The organism is Vibrio thalassae (assembly GCF_900089835.1).
GTDB lineage: Bacteria > Pseudomonadota > Gammaproteobacteria > Enterobacterales > Vibrionaceae > Vibrio > Vibrio thalassae.
Map to the genome: position 1 here is coordinate 223068 of NZ_OANU01000002.1, position 20456 is coordinate 243523.

Here is a 20456-nt window from a genome sequence, read left to right on the forward strand (position 1 = left end):
ATGTCCAGATTAAGGGTAGAATCTCGAACAATATAGGACGACAGCAAGAAAGAATGATGAAAATAGGTTTATTTTACGGTTCGTCAACCTGCTATACCGAAATGGCATCAGAAAAGATTCGCGAAATCATAGGCCCAGATATCGTCGATATTTTTAACGTCAAAGATACGCCTATTTCTCAGATGAGCGAGTATGACTTATTGATTCTCGGCATCTCTACTTGGGATTTTGGCGAGATTCAAGAAGATTGGGGCGTAATTTGGGACCAAGTTTCCGATGTTTCACTACAAGGTAAAGTCGTTGCTTTGTTCGGCCTTGGTGATCAAGAAGGTTACGGTGAGTGGTATCTTGATGCTATGGGTCTGCTCCACGATGAACTCAAGGCGACAGGTGCAACATTCATTGGTTACTGGCCGAATGTAGGGTACGAATTCGATGCCTCAAAGGCATTGACTAAAGACGGCAGTCAATTTGTTGGTTTAGCACTGGATGAAGATTCTCAGTACGAACTCAGTGATGAACGTATCGCGACGTGGTGTGAACAGATTTTGGTAGAATATCAACACTTACTTTAAGCCCTACCCACTCAACACCAATGCACAAAAAAAAATGGCGCTTCCAAAGAAGCGCCATTTTTATCATCAAAGTATTCACCAAGATTTGTTAGGCGGCCTTTTGCGTCAACTCTTCATCATTTTTGCCGATAAAGCACATGCAAATAATCGCCGCAAATGTTGGCATTGCCCAGCCCATACCGACACTAAATAGTGGCAGAACGTTAAAGACAGAAACATCCAGACCCGCTACTTTTGCCGCATCAATTAACGCAAAAGTAAGAGCAACAAGTACTACCACACGATACGCTAATTTAGGGTTCGCTAGTTTCTTACGAGCAAACGTCAAAGCCACTAACGCAATCGCTACTGGGTAAAGTGCAAATAGAACTGGCACTGAGAGCGCGATCAATTGAGACAAACCAATGTTCGCTACTGTAGCACAAGCCACACCAACAATGATGACCCACTTGTGATAGCTGATAGAAGTCAGTGAGCTGAAATAATCAGAGCATGCTGAAATCAAACCGATAGCAGTTGTCAAACACGCCAACAGTACAATCACTGATAACACGATTTGACCATATGGACCAAACAAAGCTTGAACATAGTGGCTAAGAATCACACCGCCATTGTCAGCGCTAGTCGCAACGGTTGCACTCGTAGCGCCCAAATAAAATAGTGAGATGTAAACAAACGCAAGACCTGCTGCTGCAATCAATGCAGAGCTGATCAGGTACTTGGTCGTCGCAGCACGTTCCGTAATGCCCTTACTGCGTAATGCATCAACAATAAGCATACCAAACATCAGAGAACCAAACGTGTCCATGGTGTTATAACCTTCAAGGAAACCTTTGGTCAGCGGTTGAGTAAGATAATCACCAACCGGTGCAATCAACTCTCCTTGAGGATCAATAAATACCGCACCCGCTAGAATAATGAGACCGATAAATAGTACTGGTGTCAAAATCTTACCGATCACATCAATCAGTTTGCCTTGAGACCATGCAAACGCCATCGCAATAACAAAGAACAAAATCGAGAAAACGGTCAAGTGCATTTGAGCTGCATCTGCAAAAAATGGACGAACCGCCATTTCATACGCAACCAAACCAGTACGCGGAGCCGCGAACGCAGGACCAATGATGATAAAGATAAGTACTGCAATCAGGGTAGCAGCTCGTTTTGGCAGATCCTTAGTCAGATGCTCCCAAGAACCTCCAGCCACCGCAACAGCAATAATGGTAATAAGAGGAAGACCTACTGCAGTGAGAAGAAAACCAGTCATCGCTGGTAATAAGTGATCGCCCGCTAATTGGCCAGCCAATGGTGGGAAGATGATGTTTCCTGCGCCAAGGAAAAATGCAAACAGCATGAAGCCGACTGCTATAATATCTGTTGTTTTCAACGTCTGTTTCACAGATATGCCCTTACTTGTTATGTTGTGTTGACCGAAAGAGTCTTTGCTCTAACGTAAAAATAAGGCTGGCATAATGACGAATCACTAGTCAATAAGCAATAGATATAGAAATAAACACTACATTAATTTGCTTTGGCATTGTCAAACTAGTTAGATTCTCTACCACTTTCTTTTTGGGCGAACATTTATACTATCTAAAAATAAAAACACATTGATTACAAACAGAACATATAACCACTCAAATATTTAACAATAGTGATAGTTACTATTTAGAACACAAATAACAAAATAAACCATGACTTCCAATATTTCAAAAACCAAAGGTTTCCAATTCAAACAGTTCACCATTTTTGACGGTCATGCGGGTATGCCTGTTAGCACTGACGGAGTGCTATTGGGAGCGTGGGCGCAATACAGCGATTCAACGGATATCTTAGACATAGGAACCGGAACGGGATTACTCTCGTTAATGGTTGCACAGCGCTATGCCAAAGCGCGTATCACGTCTATCGATATCGATGATATCGCTATCCAAGACGCAAGCCACAACATCTGTCACTCTCCGTGGTCTCAAAGAGTGTCTTTGCTTCACGGTAACGTGTTAACGACGTCGTTCTCACAGTCGTTTAGCGGAGTTATCTGTAACCCACCTTATTTCAATAGTGGTGAGCAGGCTCAGAACCAACATCGAGCCACTGCACGACATACTGATACACTCTCCCATCAACAGTTGCTTGCGACTTGTTTTAACTTGCTCACCAACGATGGTGAGGCCAATTTCGTTTTGCCCAAAGTCGAAGGGGAGCAGTGTATTGCCCTTGCCAAACAGCAAGGCTGGCACTTACGTCGTATTTGTTATGTCCAATCGACCAAAACAAAGCCGTGTCATCGACTTTTATTTGCCCTAGGCAAGCAGCCAACCACTCTAATATCAGAGCATTTGGTCATTCATTCTGACACTGGTGGCTACTCAGAGGATTTTATTGCCTTAACCAAAGACTTTTACCTTAAAATGTAAGTGCGCTCTGGCTCTGTTTGAGTATAATAGCCGCCCTACTTTTTCCCTGATTGCTGTTTTTTTGCTCAGGGCTAACTTACGTCTTGTGGAGACACCATAGTGATCAGAACCTTCGCTGAATTAGATTTAGATCCTGTCCTTTTAGAAGCGATAGAGGAAATGGGCTATAGCCGCCCTACAGAGATCCAAGCACAGGCTATCCCACAAGCACTCGATGCCAAAGACATCTTAGCCTCAGCGCCAACGGGGACGGGTAAAACGGCTTCCTTTGCTATTCCAGCAATTCAATATTTGCTGGACTTTCCACGCAAGAAAGCAGGGCCTGCGCGTATTCTGATTTTAACGCCAACTCGTGAACTCGCGATGCAAGTAGCAGAGCACACTCAGGCGCTCGCAAAACATACACGCTTAAAAGTGGCGACTATCACTGGTGGTGTGACTTACGATACGCATGCCGATACGCTCGCTCAAACTCAAGATATTGTTGTAGCAACACCAGGACGCTTGATGGAATACATCGAATCCGAGCGTTTTGATTGTCGCGCGATCGAATGGTTAGTGTTGGATGAAGCGGACCGTATGCTCGATCTTGGTTTTGGACCGACCGTTGACCGTTTGTCTGCAGAATGTCGTTGGCGCAAGCAAACGCTGTTATTCTCCGCAACACTCGAAGGTCGTGGTGTAGAAGGGTTTACTGCCGACCTGTTGAAAGAGCCCACTGAAATTTCTGCAGAGCCATCAACGCGTGAGCGCAAAAAAATCACTCAGTGGTACCATCGTGCAGACAATGCCGAGCACAAACTGGCTCTGCTTAAGCATATCCTGACTGAACAAGCTCAGCGTACCATTGTGTTCTTGAAAACCCGCGAACGTCTTGGCGAGCTGCGTCAGCAACTAGACAGTGCACAAATACCTTGTGCGTGGATTCAAGGTGAGATGCCTCAAGATCGCCGCAACAACGCGATTAGCCGCTTCCGAGATGGTAGCGTAAACGTATTGTTAGCCACGGATGTCGCGGCTCGCGGCATTGATCTTCCAGACGTTTCACACGTGATCAACTATGACTTACCGCGCAGCGCTGATGTGTATTTACATCGCATTGGTCGTACTGCTCGTGCAGGTAAAAAAGGCATTGCCATCTCGATTGTAGAAGCTCATGACCAACCAATGATGGATCGTGTAGGTCGCTACACCAAAGAGCTCGTCAAAGAGCGCTTCATTGATGGTATGCGCCCGACCCATAAAAAACCGGTATTCAAGAAAAAGAAGAAAAAAGAAGACAAGAAAAAAGCCGTGAAAAAGAAAAGCAGTAAGAAAAAATAACTTCACCTTGTCTCAGTAACAAAAAGGGCTCTAATGATGAAACATTAGAGCCCTTTCTCATTGCGCTAAGCAGTGCATAGCACCACCGCTGAAAAACTACTGTTCTTCTCGCTTGAACACCAATTCTGTGGCTGTCGACTCTTCTTCAACAAAGTAGTAACCCGCAACATCAAATTCTGTAAGCTTTTCGATAGAATCAACACGGTTTTCAATAATATAACGCGCCATCATGCCTCTCGCTTTCTTAGCATAGAAGCTAATCACTTTATATTGCCCTTTCTTGCAGTCTTTGAATACTGGAGTAATCACTTTGCCATCTAGCCGCTTAGGCTTAACCGCTTTAAAGTATTCATTCGAAGCAAGATTGATTAGCACATTATCACCTTGCTCATTCAAGGCGTCATTCAGCTTATCGGTAATAATATCGCCCCAAAACTGATAGAGATTGGTTCCGCGAGCATTGGTTAACTTAGTGCCCATCTCTAATCGATAGGGTTGCATTAAGTCGAGTGGTTTTAGAAGACCATAAAGACCCGACAACATACGTAAATGTTGCTGTGCATAATCAAAATCGGCTTCGGATAAGGTTTCCGCTGCTAACCCAGTGTACACATCGCCTTTGAAGGCCAGTATCGCTTGACGAGCATTATCGGTCGTGAACGTCGGTGACCACTGTTCAAATCGAGCAACATTCAGCCCTGCAATCTTATCGCTCACTTTCATTAATGCAGATACATCAGCTGGCGTTAACTTGCGACACTCCTCAATCAACTCCGCAGACTGATCGACCAATTCAGGTTGCGTGAATCGCTCAGTGGCTAGTGGTGATTCGTAATCTAAGGTCTTTGCTGGTGAAACGACAATAAGCATGACTGTACTCTTTTTAATAATGGTTTCTTCCAGTATAAAAAAAGCCATGCACTTTCTTCAATCAAATAGTGCATGGCTTAATCTATTTTTGAGATAGGTAAAAGTAATTACTTGTTATCTGTCTCTTTGCTATACCAGATACCTTCCTCAAGTTGAGACTTCAGTTCAGGGTAATCATTGGCATCAAACGTTGGTACTTTGCCTGCTTTAAGTTGTTGGTTGTAGTCTTTTGCAAGCTTAATAACAATGCCGGATAGCAAGATAATCGCAATCAAGTTAACAATGGCCATCAAGCCCATCGAAACATCGGCCAGAGCCCAAACCATTGGTAGCGTCGCGACTGAACCAAACATTACCATACCAAGTACGATGACACGGAACAGACCAAGACCTGCTTTGTGGTTGTGTTCTAGGAAGATAAGGTTCGTTTCTGCGTATGAGTAGTTAGCAATGATTGATGTGAATGCGAAGAAGAAAATCGCCACAGCAACAAAGATACCACCCCAATTACCAACTTGAGAGCTTAGCGCGCGCTGAGTCAGCTCGATACCTGTCACTTCACCGTGTGGAACATACTCACCTGACATCAGAATAATCGCCACAGTCGCACTACAAATTACGATAGTGTCGGTAAAGACACCTAGCATTTGAACATAGCCTTGTGACGCTGGGTGCGGTGGATAAGGCGTAGCCGATGCCGCAGCATTGGGTGCAGAACCCATACCCGCTTCATTCGAGAACAGACCACGCTTAATACCTTGGATCATCGCTTGAGCAATCGCGTAACCTAAACCACCCGCTGCCGCTTCTTGAAAACCAAAGGCACTTTTGAAAATGTAAGCGATGACTTCTGGCACTTTCTCAAGGTTCATTACCATGACGACAATCGCAAGTGCAAGGTAAGCTAGCGCCATGATTGGAACGATCAGTTCAGCAGTACGAGCAATCTTACGTACACCACCGAAAATAACGAACGCAGAGATAAGGACGATAGCAACGCCAACAATCATAGGGTCGAAGCCAAACGCGGTATTCATTGCATTGGCAATCGCGTTCGCTTGTACAGCGTTAAAGACTAAACCGAAAGCAATGATTAGGAAGATGGAGAACAACACGCCCATCCAGCGCATGCCCAATCCTTTTTCCATGTAGTACGCAGGACCACCACGGTAGTTGCCGTCGTCATCTTTCGTTTTGTATAGCTGCGCTAATGTGCTTTCAGCAAATGATGTCGCCATACCGAGCATAGCAATAAGCCACATCCAGAAGATAGCACCAGGACCACCAGCGGTTAGCGCAACGGCAACGCCAGCCATATTACCGGTTCCAACACGAGCTGCAAGACTGGTACAAAGAGCTTGGAAAGAAGAGATACCAGCACTGTCAGCTTTACGGCTGTTTTTCAGCACACTGAACATATGACCAAAATGGCGGAACTGAATAAACCCAAGGCGTACTGTAAAGTAAATCCCCACACCTACGAGTAAATAAACCAGAATCGATCCCCACAGAAGATCGTTCATTAGATTAATAACGTCTGTCACTTTAAACCTCACTTAAAGTTAGAGTACCGAGCTGCACATCCGAGTGCTTCCTAAGTTGTGTGGTTATCCCTATCCCTGTGGTTTTGTTAATTTCACTGTTTTTCACGACAACTTAGCTTGTATTTCTTACCTATTGGGAACGCCATACAAGTCGGCTTATTTTTGACGGGCGGATTTTGCAGTCATGGCGCACAAAAATCAATACGCAACAATGCGTATATTATTGTTATTTTTCACCATAAAATCACGAAAAGTTAACACTTTGCAAAGCAATTTATTTACCATCGATTATTAAAACACCAACATACCAGTAACAATAGATAAGCATAGCAAGTAAACAACTGAATGTTTGCTTATTAGAAGACAAGCCTAGGTGCATCAACGGATGAACGGCACTTTACCAAATGGAATACTTTTTAGACATTATCATGCAATGAGAACGTTTATCGTAAGACAAGATTCGCCAGTTACCCTCTTCTCAGCACACGGTATTAACAATCTTACTGAACAATTTCTTTTTCGTAATGTGATTCAATCGATTGTTTTTTAGACAATTGCGTTACTAAAAAGTGTGAGGTTGCATTCAAAATGGCATAAAAACTTCATACTAGCGAAACAAATGAGAAACAAATCAAAGTTAGTCTGCCATAGAATATGGTACTAAGAGGGCTCCGTGAGGAGAATAACAATAGTAGAGGTAGCTTATGGAAGGCTTTGAACTGGATGAGATTGCGGAACTAGTTGCTCCACGTGCTCGCGCAGGACGCTCTAAACCCGTGAAAAGAAAATGGCGCGAAATTGAAGCCATTAAAGACAGACAGCGCTTACAACGAGAACTCAACGATATGGACATCGGACTCGATTTTTCTCTCGATGATGTAGACCTCTAGTCGATCGTAAACTGTTTTTTAATTGAGAATTTTCACCTATAAAGAAGCCTGAAGCTTTATTGGTGTGAGTATACAAAGCCCTCTTAAATGAGGGCTTTGTTTTACCTAGATGTGCCTTCTATTCGACCTTCAATCACGAAAGTGTCAAATAGTGTGATGCTTCAACACTTTTGCCGTTGTTGTAGTCTCTGCACACAAGCCAACTATAACCTCGCCCAATATGTTAAGCCGCGTCGCTGAACAACTGCCAAAAAGCGACCAATAAGTCACGGATACTGTTTTGGAGTTTGGTTTTAATTCTGAGGTCAGTTTCAGACCAACTTAACACTTGCATCAAATGGTTAACTATCTCAGAATCACAATCTTTAAAATGCAAATAAAAGCAATTATCAATGGCGTTTACATGTTTCTTAAGATTCTTTTTCTATTATATTAAAAACCAAGCTTAGTCCAATCGCAGTGGACGTAAGCATACTCATTGCAGTAATTGCACATTGGTTGATCTTTCCATTGGTTATGACTTAGGACAGGCAACGCTGTCACTCAAAGGTGTATCAGCCAACTGTCCAACTGAATGTAAAATTTGATTTATAACCAAAACCCATAAACCTGCTTCAGCAGCAATGCTGAAGCCTCTTTATTTAGGACAATAATGCAACAGACTCTAGATAGCGACCATTTAACGCAGTTACATACGCTAACGCATATCTCACAGCAGTTTTCTCCTTTGTTAGTTCAAGTGACGGAGGGAAGCCGCATTATTGTCCCTGGCACAAGCGCATCAACTGATGTCAACGAGTTATATCAATACTGGAAAGCGAACTACCCGGAAGCGGGGCCAATATATTGGTTCACCCGAACATGGACAATGTTGATTTGGCAGCCGGTAACCATTGCTCTTGTCACCACCTATTACACCCAAGCCGTCCCACCGATTAGTACAATGGTTCAAGGATTTAACCGTCAAAATGGCGTGGTCGGACAATTTGATTTTAGTTGTCACGAGTGGCAATTGGGCGATCAGCACCAAAGACGAGAGCACGCAGCGAAGCAACTCACCTTGTTACTGACCCACTTGCTGAGCAACTCAATCATGTTTGTCGCATCAGCCCTGCGACTAGAGAAAAGCTTCTCGCCGATCCCATTATGGAAATGCTGTTACGCGGTTTAAAACACATGGTAAGCTGCCGTCTCTTAGAACAACAACAGATGCATCCAACTTTTGCTCACGAACTCCAGCACTGGCAACAAGCACTAAAGCTGCCTTTGACGCGTTTTGGTCGATTAGATGTCACTTGTGATGGGGAGTATTTTGTCCAACGAAGCGCTTGTTGTATGCACTATCGTCGTGCCGATGGCGACTATTGCCAAGGTTGCCCCCAACAAAGAAACTGACTTAACGACGACATATTGCATAAAGCGAGATTTTAGCAAAAAAACTCATAACTTTTCGTTACAACAATATGAATAAGAGATAACAAATGATAACTCATATCAATATCATTTAATCTGTATTTCTTAAATGAGTTGCAATACAATATCCACGCTTCCAAAACCGATTAACGTCTTTGAGAACGGCTCTTAGCATCGAGTTTTAAGATACCGAATGATGAATTCTATAACGTATCTTTGGAATCTAACTTCAACTAATAACTGGTACTTTCTACAAGAAAGCAGAAGGCTCTTGAAATGAACAAAACGGCTCTTCGCCTGACCTTGTGTTCGCTCCCACTGCTGTCCATAAGCAACTTGGCGACCGCTAACGACCTTAATAGTGCTCGAAATGTCGAAGCGCAAATCATCACACAAAGCGCTCAAAGCCAAACACGTATCAACAAAAGTAGTGATAAGGCGTTTGAGCTAAAGTCTGATATTGCGATGCTTGAGCAAGAAGTGGCTAATTTAGAAGTGTACGAAAAACATTTGCAAGCCGTTGTTGCTAATCAAGAAGAAGAGATGACTAGCATCGAGACACAGCTACACCAGATCAATGCAACACGTAAGGGCGTCGTGCCACTTATGTACCAAATGCTGGCAGGTCTTGAAGAGCAAATCAAACAAGACAAACCGATTCGAATTGAAACACGTTTAGCCAGGCTTGATGAATTGAAATCATTGATGCCACAAGCCGATGTGAGCGACGCAGAAAAATACCGTCGTATCTTAGAAGCTTATCAAATTGAGATGGACTACGGCCTTAAACTCGGCAGTTACCGCAGCTTGATCAACGTCGGTAGTGACATCGAGGCGGAGCAGCTGTACCTAGGCCGACTTGCTTTAGTCGCTCGTAGCCTAGACAGACATCAATATTGGTCTTGGGATATTAACCAAAAACGTTGGGTCGCTGTCGACAGCACTTTAGCACCACAAATCGATAAAGCATTTGCTATCGCGAACAAACAGGCTTCACCATCTCTGCTTGAGCTTCCGATTTCATTAACTCCAGTGACTCAAATAAAGGATCCTAGCTAATGCGTCCGTTTTCACTCCATAAACTACCGCTTATGGTTGCGCTGCTAAGCCTTGGATTAGCACAACCGTCATTCGCAACTGACACCTTAACCTCAAAAGCAAAAGCCGCTCAGCAACAAGAGAAACAGCATAATGCCGAGCGTGAAGCAGAGTTTAACAAACAAGAGCAAAAGCTCGCAGCACGCAAAGCCGAACTTGAAAAACGCAAAGCTCAGTTAGATGCCAGCATAGAATCACTCAGCACTGCTTTTTCCGATAATGAGCAAGCTCTGGCTGAACAACAGAAAAAACTTCATTTAGAAACGGGCAGTTTAGGTGAGTTATTTGGTGTTGTCAGGCAATCGGCCAAAGAAGTCCAAGTTGAACTTGAACACTCTGTCGCTAACACTGAGCAAACCGAGCAAATTGCGGCGATTAATGACATTGTTGCAGCGAAAATATTACCTTCCATCGAAGAGCTCACGGGTTTATGGCGAGCTTATCAAGCTCAAATTTCGAGTAGCGCTACCTATGCAGAGCTTCAAGTACCCTTTGTGGCAGGCAATGGCGAAATAACCAAGCTTGACGTTGTTCGTTTAGGTAATTTTGCCCTACTTTCCGACCATGGCCCAGTTGATTGGGATGGCAAACTGGCGAGTGACTTTCCTCGCCTACCACAATCTGCGCCAACCTCGACAGATGCAGCTGGCATTGTGACCGGACAAACGGCGGCTTTCATCGACCCAAGTCGCGGTGATATTTATAAGCAATTAGCAGATAACCCAACACTCGGTGAACGATTCGAGCAGGGTGGTATTGTTGGAAAAATCATTGCAGGGCTATTTGCTCTTGGGATGATCATTGCCCTTTATCGCGCCGTTGTTCTTGTCACAACAGAACAGAAAATCAACAAGCAACTGAAAACGCCAGATACACCAACTGACAACCCTCTTGGCCGTGTACTTAGTGTGTATAACAGTGAAAAGCAACTTCATGTTGAAACTCTAGAATTACGCTTATTAGAGTCCATTATGGATGAACAACAGCATCTAGAGCGCGGACTTAGCATGCTGAAGCTACTTGCCGCTCTCGCGCCTATGTTGGGTCTACTCGGTACCGTTACTGGTATGATAGAAACATTCCAAGTCATTACCCAATTTGGTAATGCAGAACCACGTGTTATGGCTGGCGGTATCTCAATGGCATTGGTCACCACCGTATTGGGTCTGATTACCGCGATGCCTCTCCTACTGGCACATAACCTACTGAGTTCAAAAGCTGAAGCAATTCGCAATATTTTGGAGCGACAAAGTGTCGGTCTTGTTGCAGAACAAGCCGAAGCGCAAACTTCGGAGCAAGAAGACGCGTATGCCGCATAACTTATTCAGTTGGCTGCCAGGTAGCGAGCATCTGAACCAGTTTATGACACAAGGTGGGCCAATCCTTTGGTGGCTCGCCGCGGTAGTCTTCGTCTTTTGGCTGGTGGCATTTGAACGCGTTATCTATTTTGCCAAAGTATTCCCTACCCAGAGAAAAAGCTGGGGCAAGAAGTGGGCGGCGCGCCAAGATCACTACTCTTGGTACGCACAATCCCAACGCAATGCCATGCTAAGCGAAGCTGAAAACAAGCTAAACCAGCATCTCAACCTATTGAAATGTTTGTTGAGCTTGTGTCCGATGCTCGGATTACTCGGGACCGTTACCGGTATGATTACTGTGTTTGACACGCTAGCCGCTCAGGGTAGCGCTCAACCTCGATTGATGGCCGCCGGCATTTCCATGGCGACCATTCCAACCATGGCGGGTATGGTTGCAGCCTTGCCAGGCATGCTCGCTTATTCACGAATTCAAAAATGGAGTAGTAAAAGCCTACTCCAACTTGAGCAGTTAATTAGAAGTGAACGCCATTTGCCGTCAAGCACTGCTCGCTCAGGAGATTCTAAATGAGATTAGGTCATCGAAAAAAACAGACCGAAGAAGCCAATATCGATATGACGTCCATGCTCGATATTGTATTTATCATGTTGATCTTCTTTATCGTTACCAGTTCATTTGTTCGTGAATCTGGGGTTGATGTTAACCGACCGCAAGCCAGTCATGCAGTCAGTCAAAAAAACGCCGGCATTTTTGTTGCCATTACATCAGCGAACGATATTTTTATAGACAAACGTCGTGTGGATGTCGAACGAGTACAAGCCACCATCGAAAAGCTTTTATTGGAACAGCCTAACGCATCGATGGTTATTCAAGCCGACAAACATGCCTTTAATGGCACCGTTGTGCAGGTGATGGACAGTGCCAAAGGTGCGGGTGTGACTAAAATTGCTCTGGCGACGGAGAGCCCATAATGCTTCGACTACTGGCGAGTATTCCCCTCGCAATCGCCTTAGCGTTTGCTTTGTTCTCATTCATGAGTTGGATGATCGATATTGGCCCGAAATCGAAGCCTGATGATAAGCCAAGGCTCAGCTATGACTTGGTTATGGTTGGGCCTGATAGTGAAACAGCAAGGCGTCAACGCGTGTTACCAGAACCGCCTAAGATGCCTTCGACCCCACCTTCTGCAGCTGTCGTGGAACAAAGCTCGCAAGTGTCTAGCGTACAAACGCCGAGTACACCGCAGCTATCCAATATTTCCGTTTCCACTCAGGTGGCAGGAGTCGCGCTGAACGCGCCTATCGTGCCTGATATCGGTCAAAACCAACAAGTTATGCCACTACATCGAAAAGAGCCTCGCTACCCGCGTCGAGCTTTGCAACGCAACATTGAAGGGTTTGTGGTCATGTCCTTTACCATTGATGAAAGTGGTCGTCCTACTGATATTCAAGTGGTAGAAGCGAAACCAAGACGCATGTTCGAACGTGAAGCCATGGTGGCGCTAAAGCAGTGGAAATACCAACCTATGATCGTGAATGGCAAAGCGACCCCTCGTATTGGTCAAACCGTCAAATTAGAGTTTAAGTTGAATCAATGATAAAGCGTCTATTTATTACCTCAGCGCTAGCTCTGTGCTCAATGCTCGTTGTCACTAGCGTAGCCGCAGCTCCTCAGTTAGGTATGCGCACTGCTACTCAAGTATCTAAAGCTTATGAACTAGAGCAAGACGATAAGTTGAACCAAGCTATTACGCTTCTTGAAGGCATCAAACCCAGTGCGAACTACGATAAAGCTTATGTGGCTCGTATGCTGGGTATCTACTATTGGCAAGCAGAACTGCCTGAAAAAGCGATTAAACAGTTGCAAATTGCGGTGAACACCAACGCGTTTGAAGATGAACAAGATTGGCAAACCGAGCGTATGTTGGCAGAGCTTCTATTGTCTAAAGATAAACCAGAGCAAGCCTTGGTGCACCTTGATAAACTGACCCAAAGCGCTGAAGCGAACAACATTAGCAAAGAGCAGATCACAGGTGTCTGGCTTAATAAAGCAAGAGCACACTATTTATTGCAGCAATGGAAACCTCTTCTGGCGGCTATCAACCATTATCACCAACTAGATGCAACACCTAAACTGCAACCATTAACTCTCCAGCTAACCGCAGAGCTGCAATTAAAACGCCTGAAGAGCGGTATTCTCACTACTCAAAAACTTCTGGCACTGCAACCAGATAACCTAATGTGGTGGCAACAACTAAGCTCTCTCTACATGCAAACCAAGCAGTATAAACTGGCACTGGCCACTCTCGTCTCTGCAGAGCGAGCGGGTCTTGAACTTCCTGAAAATCTCCAAGTCAGTAAAGCTCAGCTGTACTCACAACAAGGTGTCCCAGAAAAAGCAGCGCAGTCTTACGCCAATCTACAAGTCGAAGCAAGTGATATCAACACCATCATCAAGCAAGCTCGACATTGGCAAATGGCTCGCGAGTGGTCAAACGCTCAAAAGGCGTGGCTTGCCGCAGCAAGACTTAATGGCAAATACTACGAAGAGGTAGCTAGGCTAGAGTTACAACAAGGTGACTTTAAGCAAGCACTTAATTCACTGAATAAAGTCACTGGCATCAACAAACAAGAAAAACTGTTACTACAAGTCAGAGCTTATGTCGGTTTAAAAGACTACGCCAAGGCTACAGACGTTGCGCAAGCGGCTCATCGTGAAAAACCAACGACACAAACCGCTGACTGGTTGCAGTACCTTGAACAAATGAGTCAATCTCGTTGAATAAAAGCCAAGCTTAGTGATATGACCCTAATAATTGGACTGCAATTATTAGGGTCTTTTAATGGCGTCATTACACGTTTTCGAGCTCATTTTGCCGAACTCGAGCCGCCAGTTGCTTATAGCGATCGGCTATCGTATCCCCAAAGACAGGATCATCTTCCACAACTGTCCACTGACTTTCTACCGCTTGCCAATCTTGAGTAGTAAAGCGCTTCTCGATTAACGGCAATACTGCTTGTTCTTCAAAATCGAGATGACGTTTCTGGTCTTGGATAAATAGCGATAAACGACTGGTAAAGACTTGCTGGGGCACAACAGAGTCTTGCAGAATCATTTCCACCACGTCTAAAAAATCATGCGTTTTTTCTGAAAGTTCAAGATGGTCTGATTCAAGATTCTCTACCGGCTCTTGTGCGCCATACTTATCAATAAAGTAGCGATAGAGAATATCTTCTTTGGGATGATGAATTTTCTCGGAATGGTTAGCTAGGTAATCGACAATCTCTTTGACGATGTTGTAATTGATAGGCTGCTCGCTTTCTAGCAAATGTAATTTTCGGTTTAAGATCGCCAGTAACCGCACCATATAACCATGTTCGCGTCTAATCCTTTCGATCATCATGATCCTCTCCCCCTCATTTCCATACACTTTATAAGTGTATAAGAGAACCAAGGATCATGTTTTGAGAACGGTCAAAAATACGCCAATTACCTAAAAGGGTCTAATCCAGCTGCGGCTGCCAATCAATCGGCTGTTTGCCCATACCCTTAAGTAATTGATTTGTTTTTGAAAAGTGTCCACTTCCAAAAAAGCCTCTATGCGCAGATAAGGGTGAAGGATGAGGTGCCGTCAACACATGGTGTTTTGTACGGTCTATCATTTTTCCTTTCTTTTGAGCATGCGAGCCCCAAAGAAGAAAAATAATGCCTTCACCATTTTGGTTTAATGCCTCTATTACACGGTCGGTAAATGTCTCCCAACCCAATTTAGCGTGAGAGTGGGCCTGCCCTTGCTCCACCGTTAAAACCGTATTTAACATCAGCACCCCCTGCTCAGCCCAGCTTTTCAAATAACCATGCGCAGGAGTCTCAAAGCCCTCAATATCCTGAGCGAGCTCTTTATACATATTGACCAAAGAAGGGGGTGTCTTTACGCCAGGTAAAACAGAGAAGCAAAGGCCGTGAGCTTGATTGGGACCGTGATAAGGATCTTGGCCCAGCATCACCACATTCACATCAGAAAACTCGGTAAATCGAAATGCATTAAATACGTCCTGCGTAGGAGGGAAAATGACTTTTCCTTGATTACGCTGCTCTTCAACATACGCCATGGTTTGTTGAAAATATTCTTGCTGCTTTTCGTTACCGATTACGTCGTGCCATGTGAATGTTGTCATTATGGATCCCTGAAGATGAATACTTCAGGTAGTCTATCACTCAACGAAGGGTCACCACTACTGTCAATTTGGCATATCGCCATGCACGTTTCCCACCAGAGTCAGTGCTTATTAGTTTATTTACCGGTCAATGGTTAGGATGTTTGATCTGCGGTGTTCGATAATGACCTTGACCGTGAATATGTCGGTTTGGGGTCGGAAAGCGAGTAGAACGTGCTGTACTGGGTCTAGGAGTTAATGGACGAGTCATAATGGCACCTACCTTGTTGAGTCACACATTTATGCAACATGCATGTTACTTAGTATGAAAGAAAGATGCCAAAATGCTATGTGAGTTATCAAAAAATCAGCAATTTGTTGTGAAATGCCTCAATTGTTGGATTTCATCGCCCCAAATAGCGGGTTCTATTGTCTCTAAAATCAATGGGATAGAATCAAATCGAGCGTCTTGCATGATGTATTCAAAGCACGCCCACCCAATCTCCCCCTTGCCAAGCGAATGATGCCTATCCACCTTGCCTCCTAATGGGATTTTTGAGTCATTCAGGTGCATAGCTCGCAAATAGTGCATCCCAACAATTCGGTCAAACTCTGCGAACGTGTGCTCACATGCCTCTTTAGTTCGTAAATCGTAGCCAGCAGTAAAGGTATGGCAGGTATCAAGACATACGCCGACCCTAGATTTATCTTCTACCTTATCAATGATGTGAGCTAAATGCTCAAAGCGCCAGCCAAGGTTAGTGCCCTGACCTGCCGTGTTTTCAATGACCGCGATAACATCCGGGACTTGTTGATGTGCCAGATTAATAGACTCAGCAATACGGTCCAAACAATCACTCTCCGACAACTTTTTTAAATGACTTCCCGGATGAAAGTTAAGCAGTGTAAGCCCTAATTGTTGGCTCCGCTCCATCTCATCGATAAAAGCAGCTCGAGACTTTTCAAGTTTATCCAACTCTGGCGCACCCAAATTAATAAGATAGGAATCATGCGGAAGAATTTGCTCAGCACGAAAGCTGTACTTTTGGCATTCCGATTTAAATCGTTGGATAACCTCTTCGGTCAACGGTTTTGCAACCCACTGTCGCTGATTCTTAGTAAAAAGTGCGAATGCATTCGCACCAATTTCATTCGCTCTCTGTGGCACATTATCAACCCCACCAGCAGCGGAGACATGGGCACCAATAAATTTTTTCATCTGTTTGACCACCTGATCAACTTCACAATTTTCGAACTGTTATTTAGCGATCTTATACTTTCAGTTTTGGTTATGGAAGCCATTGATTTTCGCTGTATCGATGGCTTTTTATGCACTCTTTGTAGTTTTATTACAACAAATGGTGATTTAAAATAATTTTTAATTATTAAAATATTATTTTAAATCACCATTTTTAAAGGTTTGATTGACATTAATCAAGAAATTAACCACAACGTCATTAATGTTTTTTGTTGTATTTTGATCTAAATCAACACTAAAATACCCACAACGAGTTATATATAGGTCAGCTCGACAAGAATTGAAAATTAACACCACAAAAATGCCACTCTGAAAGTGGATTAGGAGATAGTGATGATTCAAGGTATCCAAATTACTAAAGCAGCAAACGACGATCTACTTAACTCAATCTGGTTGATCGACGGCGAAAAAAACGAAGCACGTTGCGTTGCAGCAAATGCTGGTTTTGAAGCTGACCAAGTTATCTCTGTTAGCGATCTAGGCGAATATGAAAGCCGAGAAGTAGCAATCGAAGCTGCACCTCGTATCGAAGGTGGTCAACACCTAAACGTAAACGTGCTTAAGCGCGAAACACTAGAAGACGCAGTGGCACACCCAGAGAACTACCCACAGCTAACGATCCGTGTTTCTGGTTACGCTGTACGTTTCAACTCGCTAACGCCAGAACAACAACGTGACGTTATCGCTCGTACCTTTACTGAGTCTCTATAATTAGAGACGTGAAGTAAGCAAATACTGAAAAACAGACGCGCAAGCGTCTGTTTTTTTATGTATGTAAAACGGTGTGCGACGCATACAAAAAAACCTCCCGAGAGAGGTTTTCAAAGTACATCAAGCACACGCTAATATTTCAGTCATGCCATCTATTTTAGACATGTCATCCCTGCTCTGGCAGGGAACTAATTAATGTGCTTACAGTATCACCGATTACTTCAGTGTCACTCGAGCAAATTTACGCTTACCGACTTGGTAAACGGCTTGCCCCGCCGCTGGAACTAACTTCGTATCTTCCATTTTCTCGCCATCGATCTTCACCGCACCTTGACGAATCATGCGCATTGCATCCGATGTTGAGTTAACAAGCGCCGCTTCTTTAAGAAGGTTACCAATTGGCAAGCCAGCTTCAAACTCAAACTCTGGCATTTCATCTGGCATCGCACCTTTTTGGAAACGATTAATAAACTCTTGCTCAGCCGCCTCTGCGTCCGCTTCAGTGTGGAAGCGTGCAATGATTTCTTTGGCAAGCAGGATCTTAATATCACGAGGGTTTGCTCCGCCTTCAACATCCGCTTTGAACTGTTCAATCTCGCCCAGAGGACGGAAAGATAATAGCTCGTAGTAACTCCACATGAGCTCATCAGAGATAGACATGATCTTACCAAACATCTCAGAAGGTGCTTCACTGATACCAATGTAGTTATGCGCAGACTTAGACATCTTCTTCTCGCCGTCCAGACCTACTAGAAGCGGCATTGTAAGTACGACCTGAGGCTTCTGACCGTGTGACTTTTGCAACTCACGACCCATTAGCAGGTTGAACTTCTGGTCGGTACCACCAAGCTCTACGTCTGTTTCCATCGCGACTGAATCGTAACCTTGTAGCAGTGGATACATAAACTCGTGAATTGCGATTGGCTGGTTGTTACCATAGCGCTTTTTAAAGTCATCACGCTCTAGCATACGAGCTACAGTTTGATTCGCAGCAAGGCGAATCATGCCTTCCGCGCCGAGTTCGGATAACCACTCAGAGTTAAATGCGATAGTCGTTTTGGCTGGATCTAGGATCTTAAACACTTGCTCTTTGTACGTTTCAGCATTGCGTAAAACGTCTTCACGAGTTAACGGTGGACGCGTTGTGTTTTTACCTGTTGGGTCACCAACCATACCAGTGAAATCACCGATTAAGAACGTCACATCATGGCCTAGGTCTTGGAAGGTACGTAACTTGTTCAAAATTACCGTGTGCCCTAGGTGAATATCTGGTGCTGTAGGATCGGCACCCAATTTGATGCGTAGAGGACGGTTCTCTTTTAACTTAGCAATCAGTTCTTCTTCTGGAATTAGCTCGTCAACGCCACGTTTGATCTCAGCCAACGCTGCTTCAAGGTTCGCCATTCTTGTTCACTCCCACAGATTTGGCAAAAATATAATAGTTGGACATCTTACTTGAATAGCGATGTTTTTTGAAACCAGTTAGACTAATTGGTTTAGGAAATTTCAAAAATAATGTTGAATTGAACTCTCATGCTATCTGTTTTTAAGCGCCTGCCTTGGCTTCACCGTGCGCTCATCGCCTTTTTTACAGCACTCATCGTTGTTGCCTTGTTTTTGCCGGATGTTCAGGAGCTGGATGATGGGCAGGATCGACTTGAAGTTGGTAAGCATTACGCCCTAACAATTAACAATAGTGCTTTTCCTATTGGTGACGAGATCCCACCAACTGTTGTCCTCAAGTGGGAGGAGCATACTGTCCGCTCAGGAGAAAGTGCCGCTCTTCTGTTTCAGCGCTTAGGATTGTCGCCACGCCTGCTGCATGAGCTTATCTATACCAATGATGATATTAAACGCCAGCTCTCCAAATTAAGACCTGGAGATAAGCTGATATTTGGGTTTGACGAGAACCATGACTTTATCCAGTTAAAACGCAAGATTAACGACTACGAGACCTTCAAAATTACTCGTACTGATGATGGATTTACCTCCACTTGGGATAAGAAAGAGGTCGACTATCAGTACAACTATGCTCAAGCACAGATTTCCTCAAACTTCTGGAACGCTGGGATTGCAGCAGGGTTGACCGCCAATCAAATTATGGAACTGGCGGGTATTTTTGGCTGGGATATCGATTTTGCGTTAGATATTCGTTCTGGTGATAGTTTTCAATTGCTTTACCAAGAAAAAGTCGTAGAAGGCGAAGTGGTTGGCCGTGGCAAAATTATCGCAGCGATTTTCAAAAACCAAGGGGATACCTTCAAGGCAATATTGGACGATAAGACGGGTAACTATTACGATGAAAATGGTCGCGCCATGAAGAAAGCCTTCTTACGTTCACCGCTTGATTTTCGTCGCGTCACGTCAAACTTTAACCCGACGCGCCGTCACCCAGTGACCGGTAAAGTACGAGCCCACCGCGGCACCGACTATGCTGCTCCTGTTGGGACGCCAATTTGGGCCGCCGGTGATGGTATTGTACAGAAGTCCAGTTATAACCAGTTCAATGGCAATTACGTCTTCATCAAGCACAGCAATACGTATATCACCAAGTATTTACACCTAACGAAACGAACCGTCAAAACCGGACAACGTGTAAAACAAGGTCAAACGATTGGTACGCTTGGCGGAACAGGTCGTGTCACCGGTCCTCACCTTCATTATGAATTCTTGGTCAATGGTGTACATAAAAACCCAAGAACGGTAAAACTGCCGCAATCTAAGTCGTTAACGGGCCAGGAAAAACAGACTTTCTTAGCCAATGCGGAAAATCGCCTTAATACTTTAGATAGGTACAGCGAGTTGCTTTACGCTAACAACTAACCGCCCATAAACAACAAACCCCTAGCAACGGCTAGGGGTTTTCTTTATCGACTAAACAGA

21 protein-coding genes are annotated in these 20456 nt (G+C 44.2%); 14 read left to right on the forward strand and 7 right to left on the reverse strand.

Annotated features, from left to right (window positions below; genetic code table 11):
- Positions 1-56 precede the first annotated feature (56 nt).
- Positions 57-575 carry a flavodoxin FldB gene (fldB, locus tag VTH8203_RS01010; protein ID WP_096991956.1) on the forward strand — a complete coding sequence of 173 codons (519 nt, stop codon included), beginning with the start codon at positions 57-59 and terminating at the stop codon, positions 573-575.
- Positions 576-663: 88 nt separating this feature from the next.
- Here the strand turns inward: fldB and brnQ are convergent, their stop codons facing one another.
- Positions 664-1974 carry a branched-chain amino acid transport system II carrier protein gene (brnQ, locus tag VTH8203_RS01015; protein ID WP_096991957.1) on the reverse strand — a complete coding sequence of 437 codons (1311 nt, stop codon included), beginning with the start codon at positions 1972-1974 and terminating at the stop codon, positions 664-666.
- A 295-nt stretch (positions 1975-2269) separates the two neighbouring features.
- Between brnQ and VTH8203_RS01020 the strand changes: the two genes are divergently transcribed.
- Both VTH8203_RS01020 and srmB read left to right on the forward strand, forming a co-directional pair.
- Complete coding sequence (locus VTH8203_RS01020; protein ID WP_096991958.1) at positions 2270-2992, forward strand: tRNA1(Val) (adenine(37)-N6)-methyltransferase; 723 nt, start codon at positions 2270-2272, stop codon at positions 2990-2992.
- 99 nt (positions 2993-3091) lie between these two features.
- Positions 3092-4315, forward strand: a complete 1224-nt coding sequence (gene srmB, locus VTH8203_RS01025; RefSeq protein ID WP_096991959.1) for an ATP-dependent RNA helicase SrmB — start codon at positions 3092-3094, stop codon at positions 4313-4315.
- Between the two features lie 96 nt (positions 4316-4411).
- Here the strand turns inward: srmB and yaaA are convergent, their stop codons facing one another.
- Complete coding sequence (gene yaaA / locus VTH8203_RS01030; protein ID WP_096992180.1) at positions 4412-5185, reverse strand: peroxide stress protein YaaA; 774 nt, start codon at positions 5183-5185, stop codon at positions 4412-4414.
- 107 nt (positions 5186-5292) lie between these two features.
- Complete coding sequence (locus tag VTH8203_RS01035) at positions 5293-6729, reverse strand: alanine/glycine:cation symporter family protein (protein WP_096991960.1); 1437 nt, start codon at positions 6727-6729, stop codon at positions 5293-5295.
- 704 nt (positions 6730-7433) lie between these two features.
- Between VTH8203_RS01035 and VTH8203_RS01040 the strand changes: the two genes are divergently transcribed.
- From VTH8203_RS01040 to VTH8203_RS01080, 9 genes are all read left to right on the forward strand, one after another.
- Entirely contained in the window at positions 7434-7619 is a 186-nt protein-coding gene (locus VTH8203_RS01040) for a DUF3545 family protein (protein ID WP_096991961.1), read from the forward strand.
- A gap of 652 nt (positions 7620-8271) precedes the next feature.
- A complete protein-coding gene (locus VTH8203_RS01045) occupies positions 8272-8790 on the forward strand; it encodes a hypothetical protein (RefSeq protein WP_096991962.1) in 519 nt (172 codons plus the stop codon).
- 38 nt (positions 8791-8828) lie between these two features.
- A complete protein-coding gene (locus VTH8203_RS01050) occupies positions 8829-9014 on the forward strand; it encodes a (2Fe-2S)-binding protein (RefSeq protein WP_158296036.1) in 186 nt (61 codons plus the stop codon).
- Between the two features lie 294 nt (positions 9015-9308).
- Complete coding sequence (locus VTH8203_RS01055) at positions 9309-10091, forward strand: DUF3450 domain-containing protein (RefSeq protein WP_096991964.1); 783 nt, start codon at positions 9309-9311, stop codon at positions 10089-10091.
- Positions 10091-11449, forward strand: coding sequence for a MotA/TolQ/ExbB proton channel family protein (locus tag VTH8203_RS01060; RefSeq protein WP_096991965.1), 1359 nt, complete (start codon positions 10091-10093; stop codon positions 11447-11449). Before VTH8203_RS01055 ends, VTH8203_RS01060 begins: the two co-directional genes overlap by 1 nt.
- On the forward strand, positions 11439-12017 hold the full coding sequence (locus tag VTH8203_RS01065) for a MotA/TolQ/ExbB proton channel family protein (RefSeq protein ID WP_096991966.1): 579 nt from the start codon (positions 11439-11441) through the stop codon (positions 12015-12017). The genes VTH8203_RS01060 and VTH8203_RS01065 overlap by 11 nt, the downstream gene beginning before the upstream one ends.
- Positions 12014-12418, forward strand: a complete 405-nt coding sequence (locus VTH8203_RS01070; protein ID WP_096991967.1) for an ExbD/TolR family protein — start codon at positions 12014-12016, stop codon at positions 12416-12418. Before VTH8203_RS01065 ends, VTH8203_RS01070 begins: the two co-directional genes overlap by 4 nt.
- On the forward strand, positions 12418-13044 hold the full coding sequence (locus VTH8203_RS01075; protein WP_096991968.1) for an energy transducer TonB: 627 nt from the start codon (positions 12418-12420) through the stop codon (positions 13042-13044). The genes VTH8203_RS01070 and VTH8203_RS01075 overlap by 1 nt, the downstream gene beginning before the upstream one ends.
- Positions 13041-14228 (forward strand): tetratricopeptide repeat protein, encoded by a 1188-nt coding sequence (locus tag VTH8203_RS01080; RefSeq protein WP_096991969.1) that lies wholly within the window; start codon positions 13041-13043, stop codon positions 14226-14228. Before VTH8203_RS01075 ends, VTH8203_RS01080 begins: the two co-directional genes overlap by 4 nt.
- Before the next feature lie 70 nt (positions 14229-14298).
- Here VTH8203_RS01080 and VTH8203_RS01085 read toward each other — a convergent pair whose 3' ends face one another.
- The 3 genes from VTH8203_RS01085 to nfo all read right to left on the reverse strand — a co-directional run bounded on the left by VTH8203_RS01085 (position 14299) and on the right by nfo (position 16823).
- Positions 14299-14850: a hemerythrin domain-containing protein gene (locus VTH8203_RS01085; RefSeq protein WP_096991970.1), complete on the reverse strand. Its 552-nt coding sequence runs from the start codon at positions 14848-14850 to the stop codon at positions 14299-14301.
- 100 nt (positions 14851-14950) lie between these two features.
- On the reverse strand, positions 14951-15625 hold the full coding sequence (ung, locus tag VTH8203_RS01090; protein WP_370739185.1) for a uracil-DNA glycosylase: 675 nt from the start codon (positions 15623-15625) through the stop codon (positions 14951-14953).
- Between the two features lie 346 nt (positions 15626-15971).
- The gene (gene nfo, locus VTH8203_RS01095) at positions 15972-16823 is read right to left on the reverse strand and encodes a deoxyribonuclease IV (protein ID WP_096991972.1); all 852 of its coding nucleotides are present in this window, start codon (positions 16821-16823) and stop codon (positions 15972-15974) included.
- A gap of 372 nt (positions 16824-17195) precedes the next feature.
- Between nfo and grcA the strand changes: the two genes are divergently transcribed.
- The gene (grcA, locus tag VTH8203_RS01100) at positions 17196-17573 is read left to right on the forward strand and encodes an autonomous glycyl radical cofactor GrcA (protein ID WP_096991973.1); all 378 of its coding nucleotides are present in this window, start codon (positions 17196-17198) and stop codon (positions 17571-17573) included.
- A 216-nt stretch (positions 17574-17789) separates the two neighbouring features.
- Here the strand turns inward: grcA and tyrS are convergent, their stop codons facing one another.
- Entirely contained in the window at positions 17790-18977 is a 1188-nt protein-coding gene (gene tyrS, locus VTH8203_RS01105) for a tyrosine--tRNA ligase (protein WP_096991974.1), read from the reverse strand.
- A gap of 129 nt (positions 18978-19106) precedes the next feature.
- Here tyrS and shyC point away from each other — a divergent pair, with 129 nt between their 5' ends.
- Entirely contained in the window at positions 19107-20396 is a 1290-nt protein-coding gene (shyC, locus tag VTH8203_RS01110; protein ID WP_096991975.1) for a peptidoglycan DD-endopeptidase ShyC, read from the forward strand.
- The last annotated feature ends 60 nt before the right edge of the window (positions 20397-20456 follow it).

Bases quoted from the DNA above. Each gene is read 5' to 3' on its own strand.
- ung (WP_370739185.1), bottom strand. From the start codon at position 15,625: ATGACAACATTCACATGGCACGACGTAATCGGTAACGAAAAGCAGCAA.
- VTH8203_RS01050 (WP_158296036.1), top strand. From the start codon at position 8,829: ATGCATCCAACTTTTGCTCACGAACTCCAGCACTGGCAACAAGCACTA.
- VTH8203_RS01045 (WP_096991962.1), top strand. From the start codon at position 8,272: ATGCAACAGACTCTAGATAGCGACCATTTAACGCAGTTACATACGCTA.
- yaaA (WP_096992180.1), bottom strand. From the start codon at position 5,185: ATGCTTATTGTCGTTTCACCAGCAAAGACCTTAGATTACGAATCACCA.
- VTH8203_RS01040 (WP_096991961.1), top strand. From the start codon at position 7,434: ATGGAAGGCTTTGAACTGGATGAGATTGCGGAACTAGTTGCTCCACGT.
- tyrS (WP_096991974.1), bottom strand. From the start codon at position 18,977: ATGGCGAACCTTGAAGCAGCGTTGGCTGAGATCAAACGTGGCGTTGAC.
- VTH8203_RS01055 (WP_096991964.1), top strand. From the start codon at position 9,309: ATGAACAAAACGGCTCTTCGCCTGACCTTGTGTTCGCTCCCACTGCTG.
- VTH8203_RS01075 (WP_096991968.1), top strand. From the start codon at position 12,418: ATGCTTCGACTACTGGCGAGTATTCCCCTCGCAATCGCCTTAGCGTTT.
- VTH8203_RS01080 (WP_096991969.1), top strand. From the start codon at position 13,041: ATGATAAAGCGTCTATTTATTACCTCAGCGCTAGCTCTGTGCTCAATG.
- VTH8203_RS01070 (WP_096991967.1), top strand. From the start codon at position 12,014: ATGAGATTAGGTCATCGAAAAAAACAGACCGAAGAAGCCAATATCGAT.
- fldB (WP_096991956.1), top strand. From the start codon at position 57: ATGAAAATAGGTTTATTTTACGGTTCGTCAACCTGCTATACCGAAATG.
- VTH8203_RS01085 (WP_096991970.1), bottom strand. From the start codon at position 14,850: ATGATGATCGAAAGGATTAGACGCGAACATGGTTATATGGTGCGGTTA.
- shyC (WP_096991975.1), top strand. From the start codon at position 19,107: ATGCTATCTGTTTTTAAGCGCCTGCCTTGGCTTCACCGTGCGCTCATC.
- VTH8203_RS01065 (WP_096991966.1), top strand. From the start codon at position 11,439: ATGCCGCATAACTTATTCAGTTGGCTGCCAGGTAGCGAGCATCTGAAC.
- grcA (WP_096991973.1), top strand. From the start codon at position 17,196: ATGATTCAAGGTATCCAAATTACTAAAGCAGCAAACGACGATCTACTT.
- nfo (WP_096991972.1), bottom strand. From the start codon at position 16,823: ATGAAAAAATTTATTGGTGCCCATGTCTCCGCTGCTGGTGGGGTTGAT.
- VTH8203_RS01020 (WP_096991958.1), top strand. From the start codon at position 2,270: ATGACTTCCAATATTTCAAAAACCAAAGGTTTCCAATTCAAACAGTTC.
- VTH8203_RS01060 (WP_096991965.1), top strand. From the start codon at position 10,091: ATGCGTCCGTTTTCACTCCATAAACTACCGCTTATGGTTGCGCTGCTA.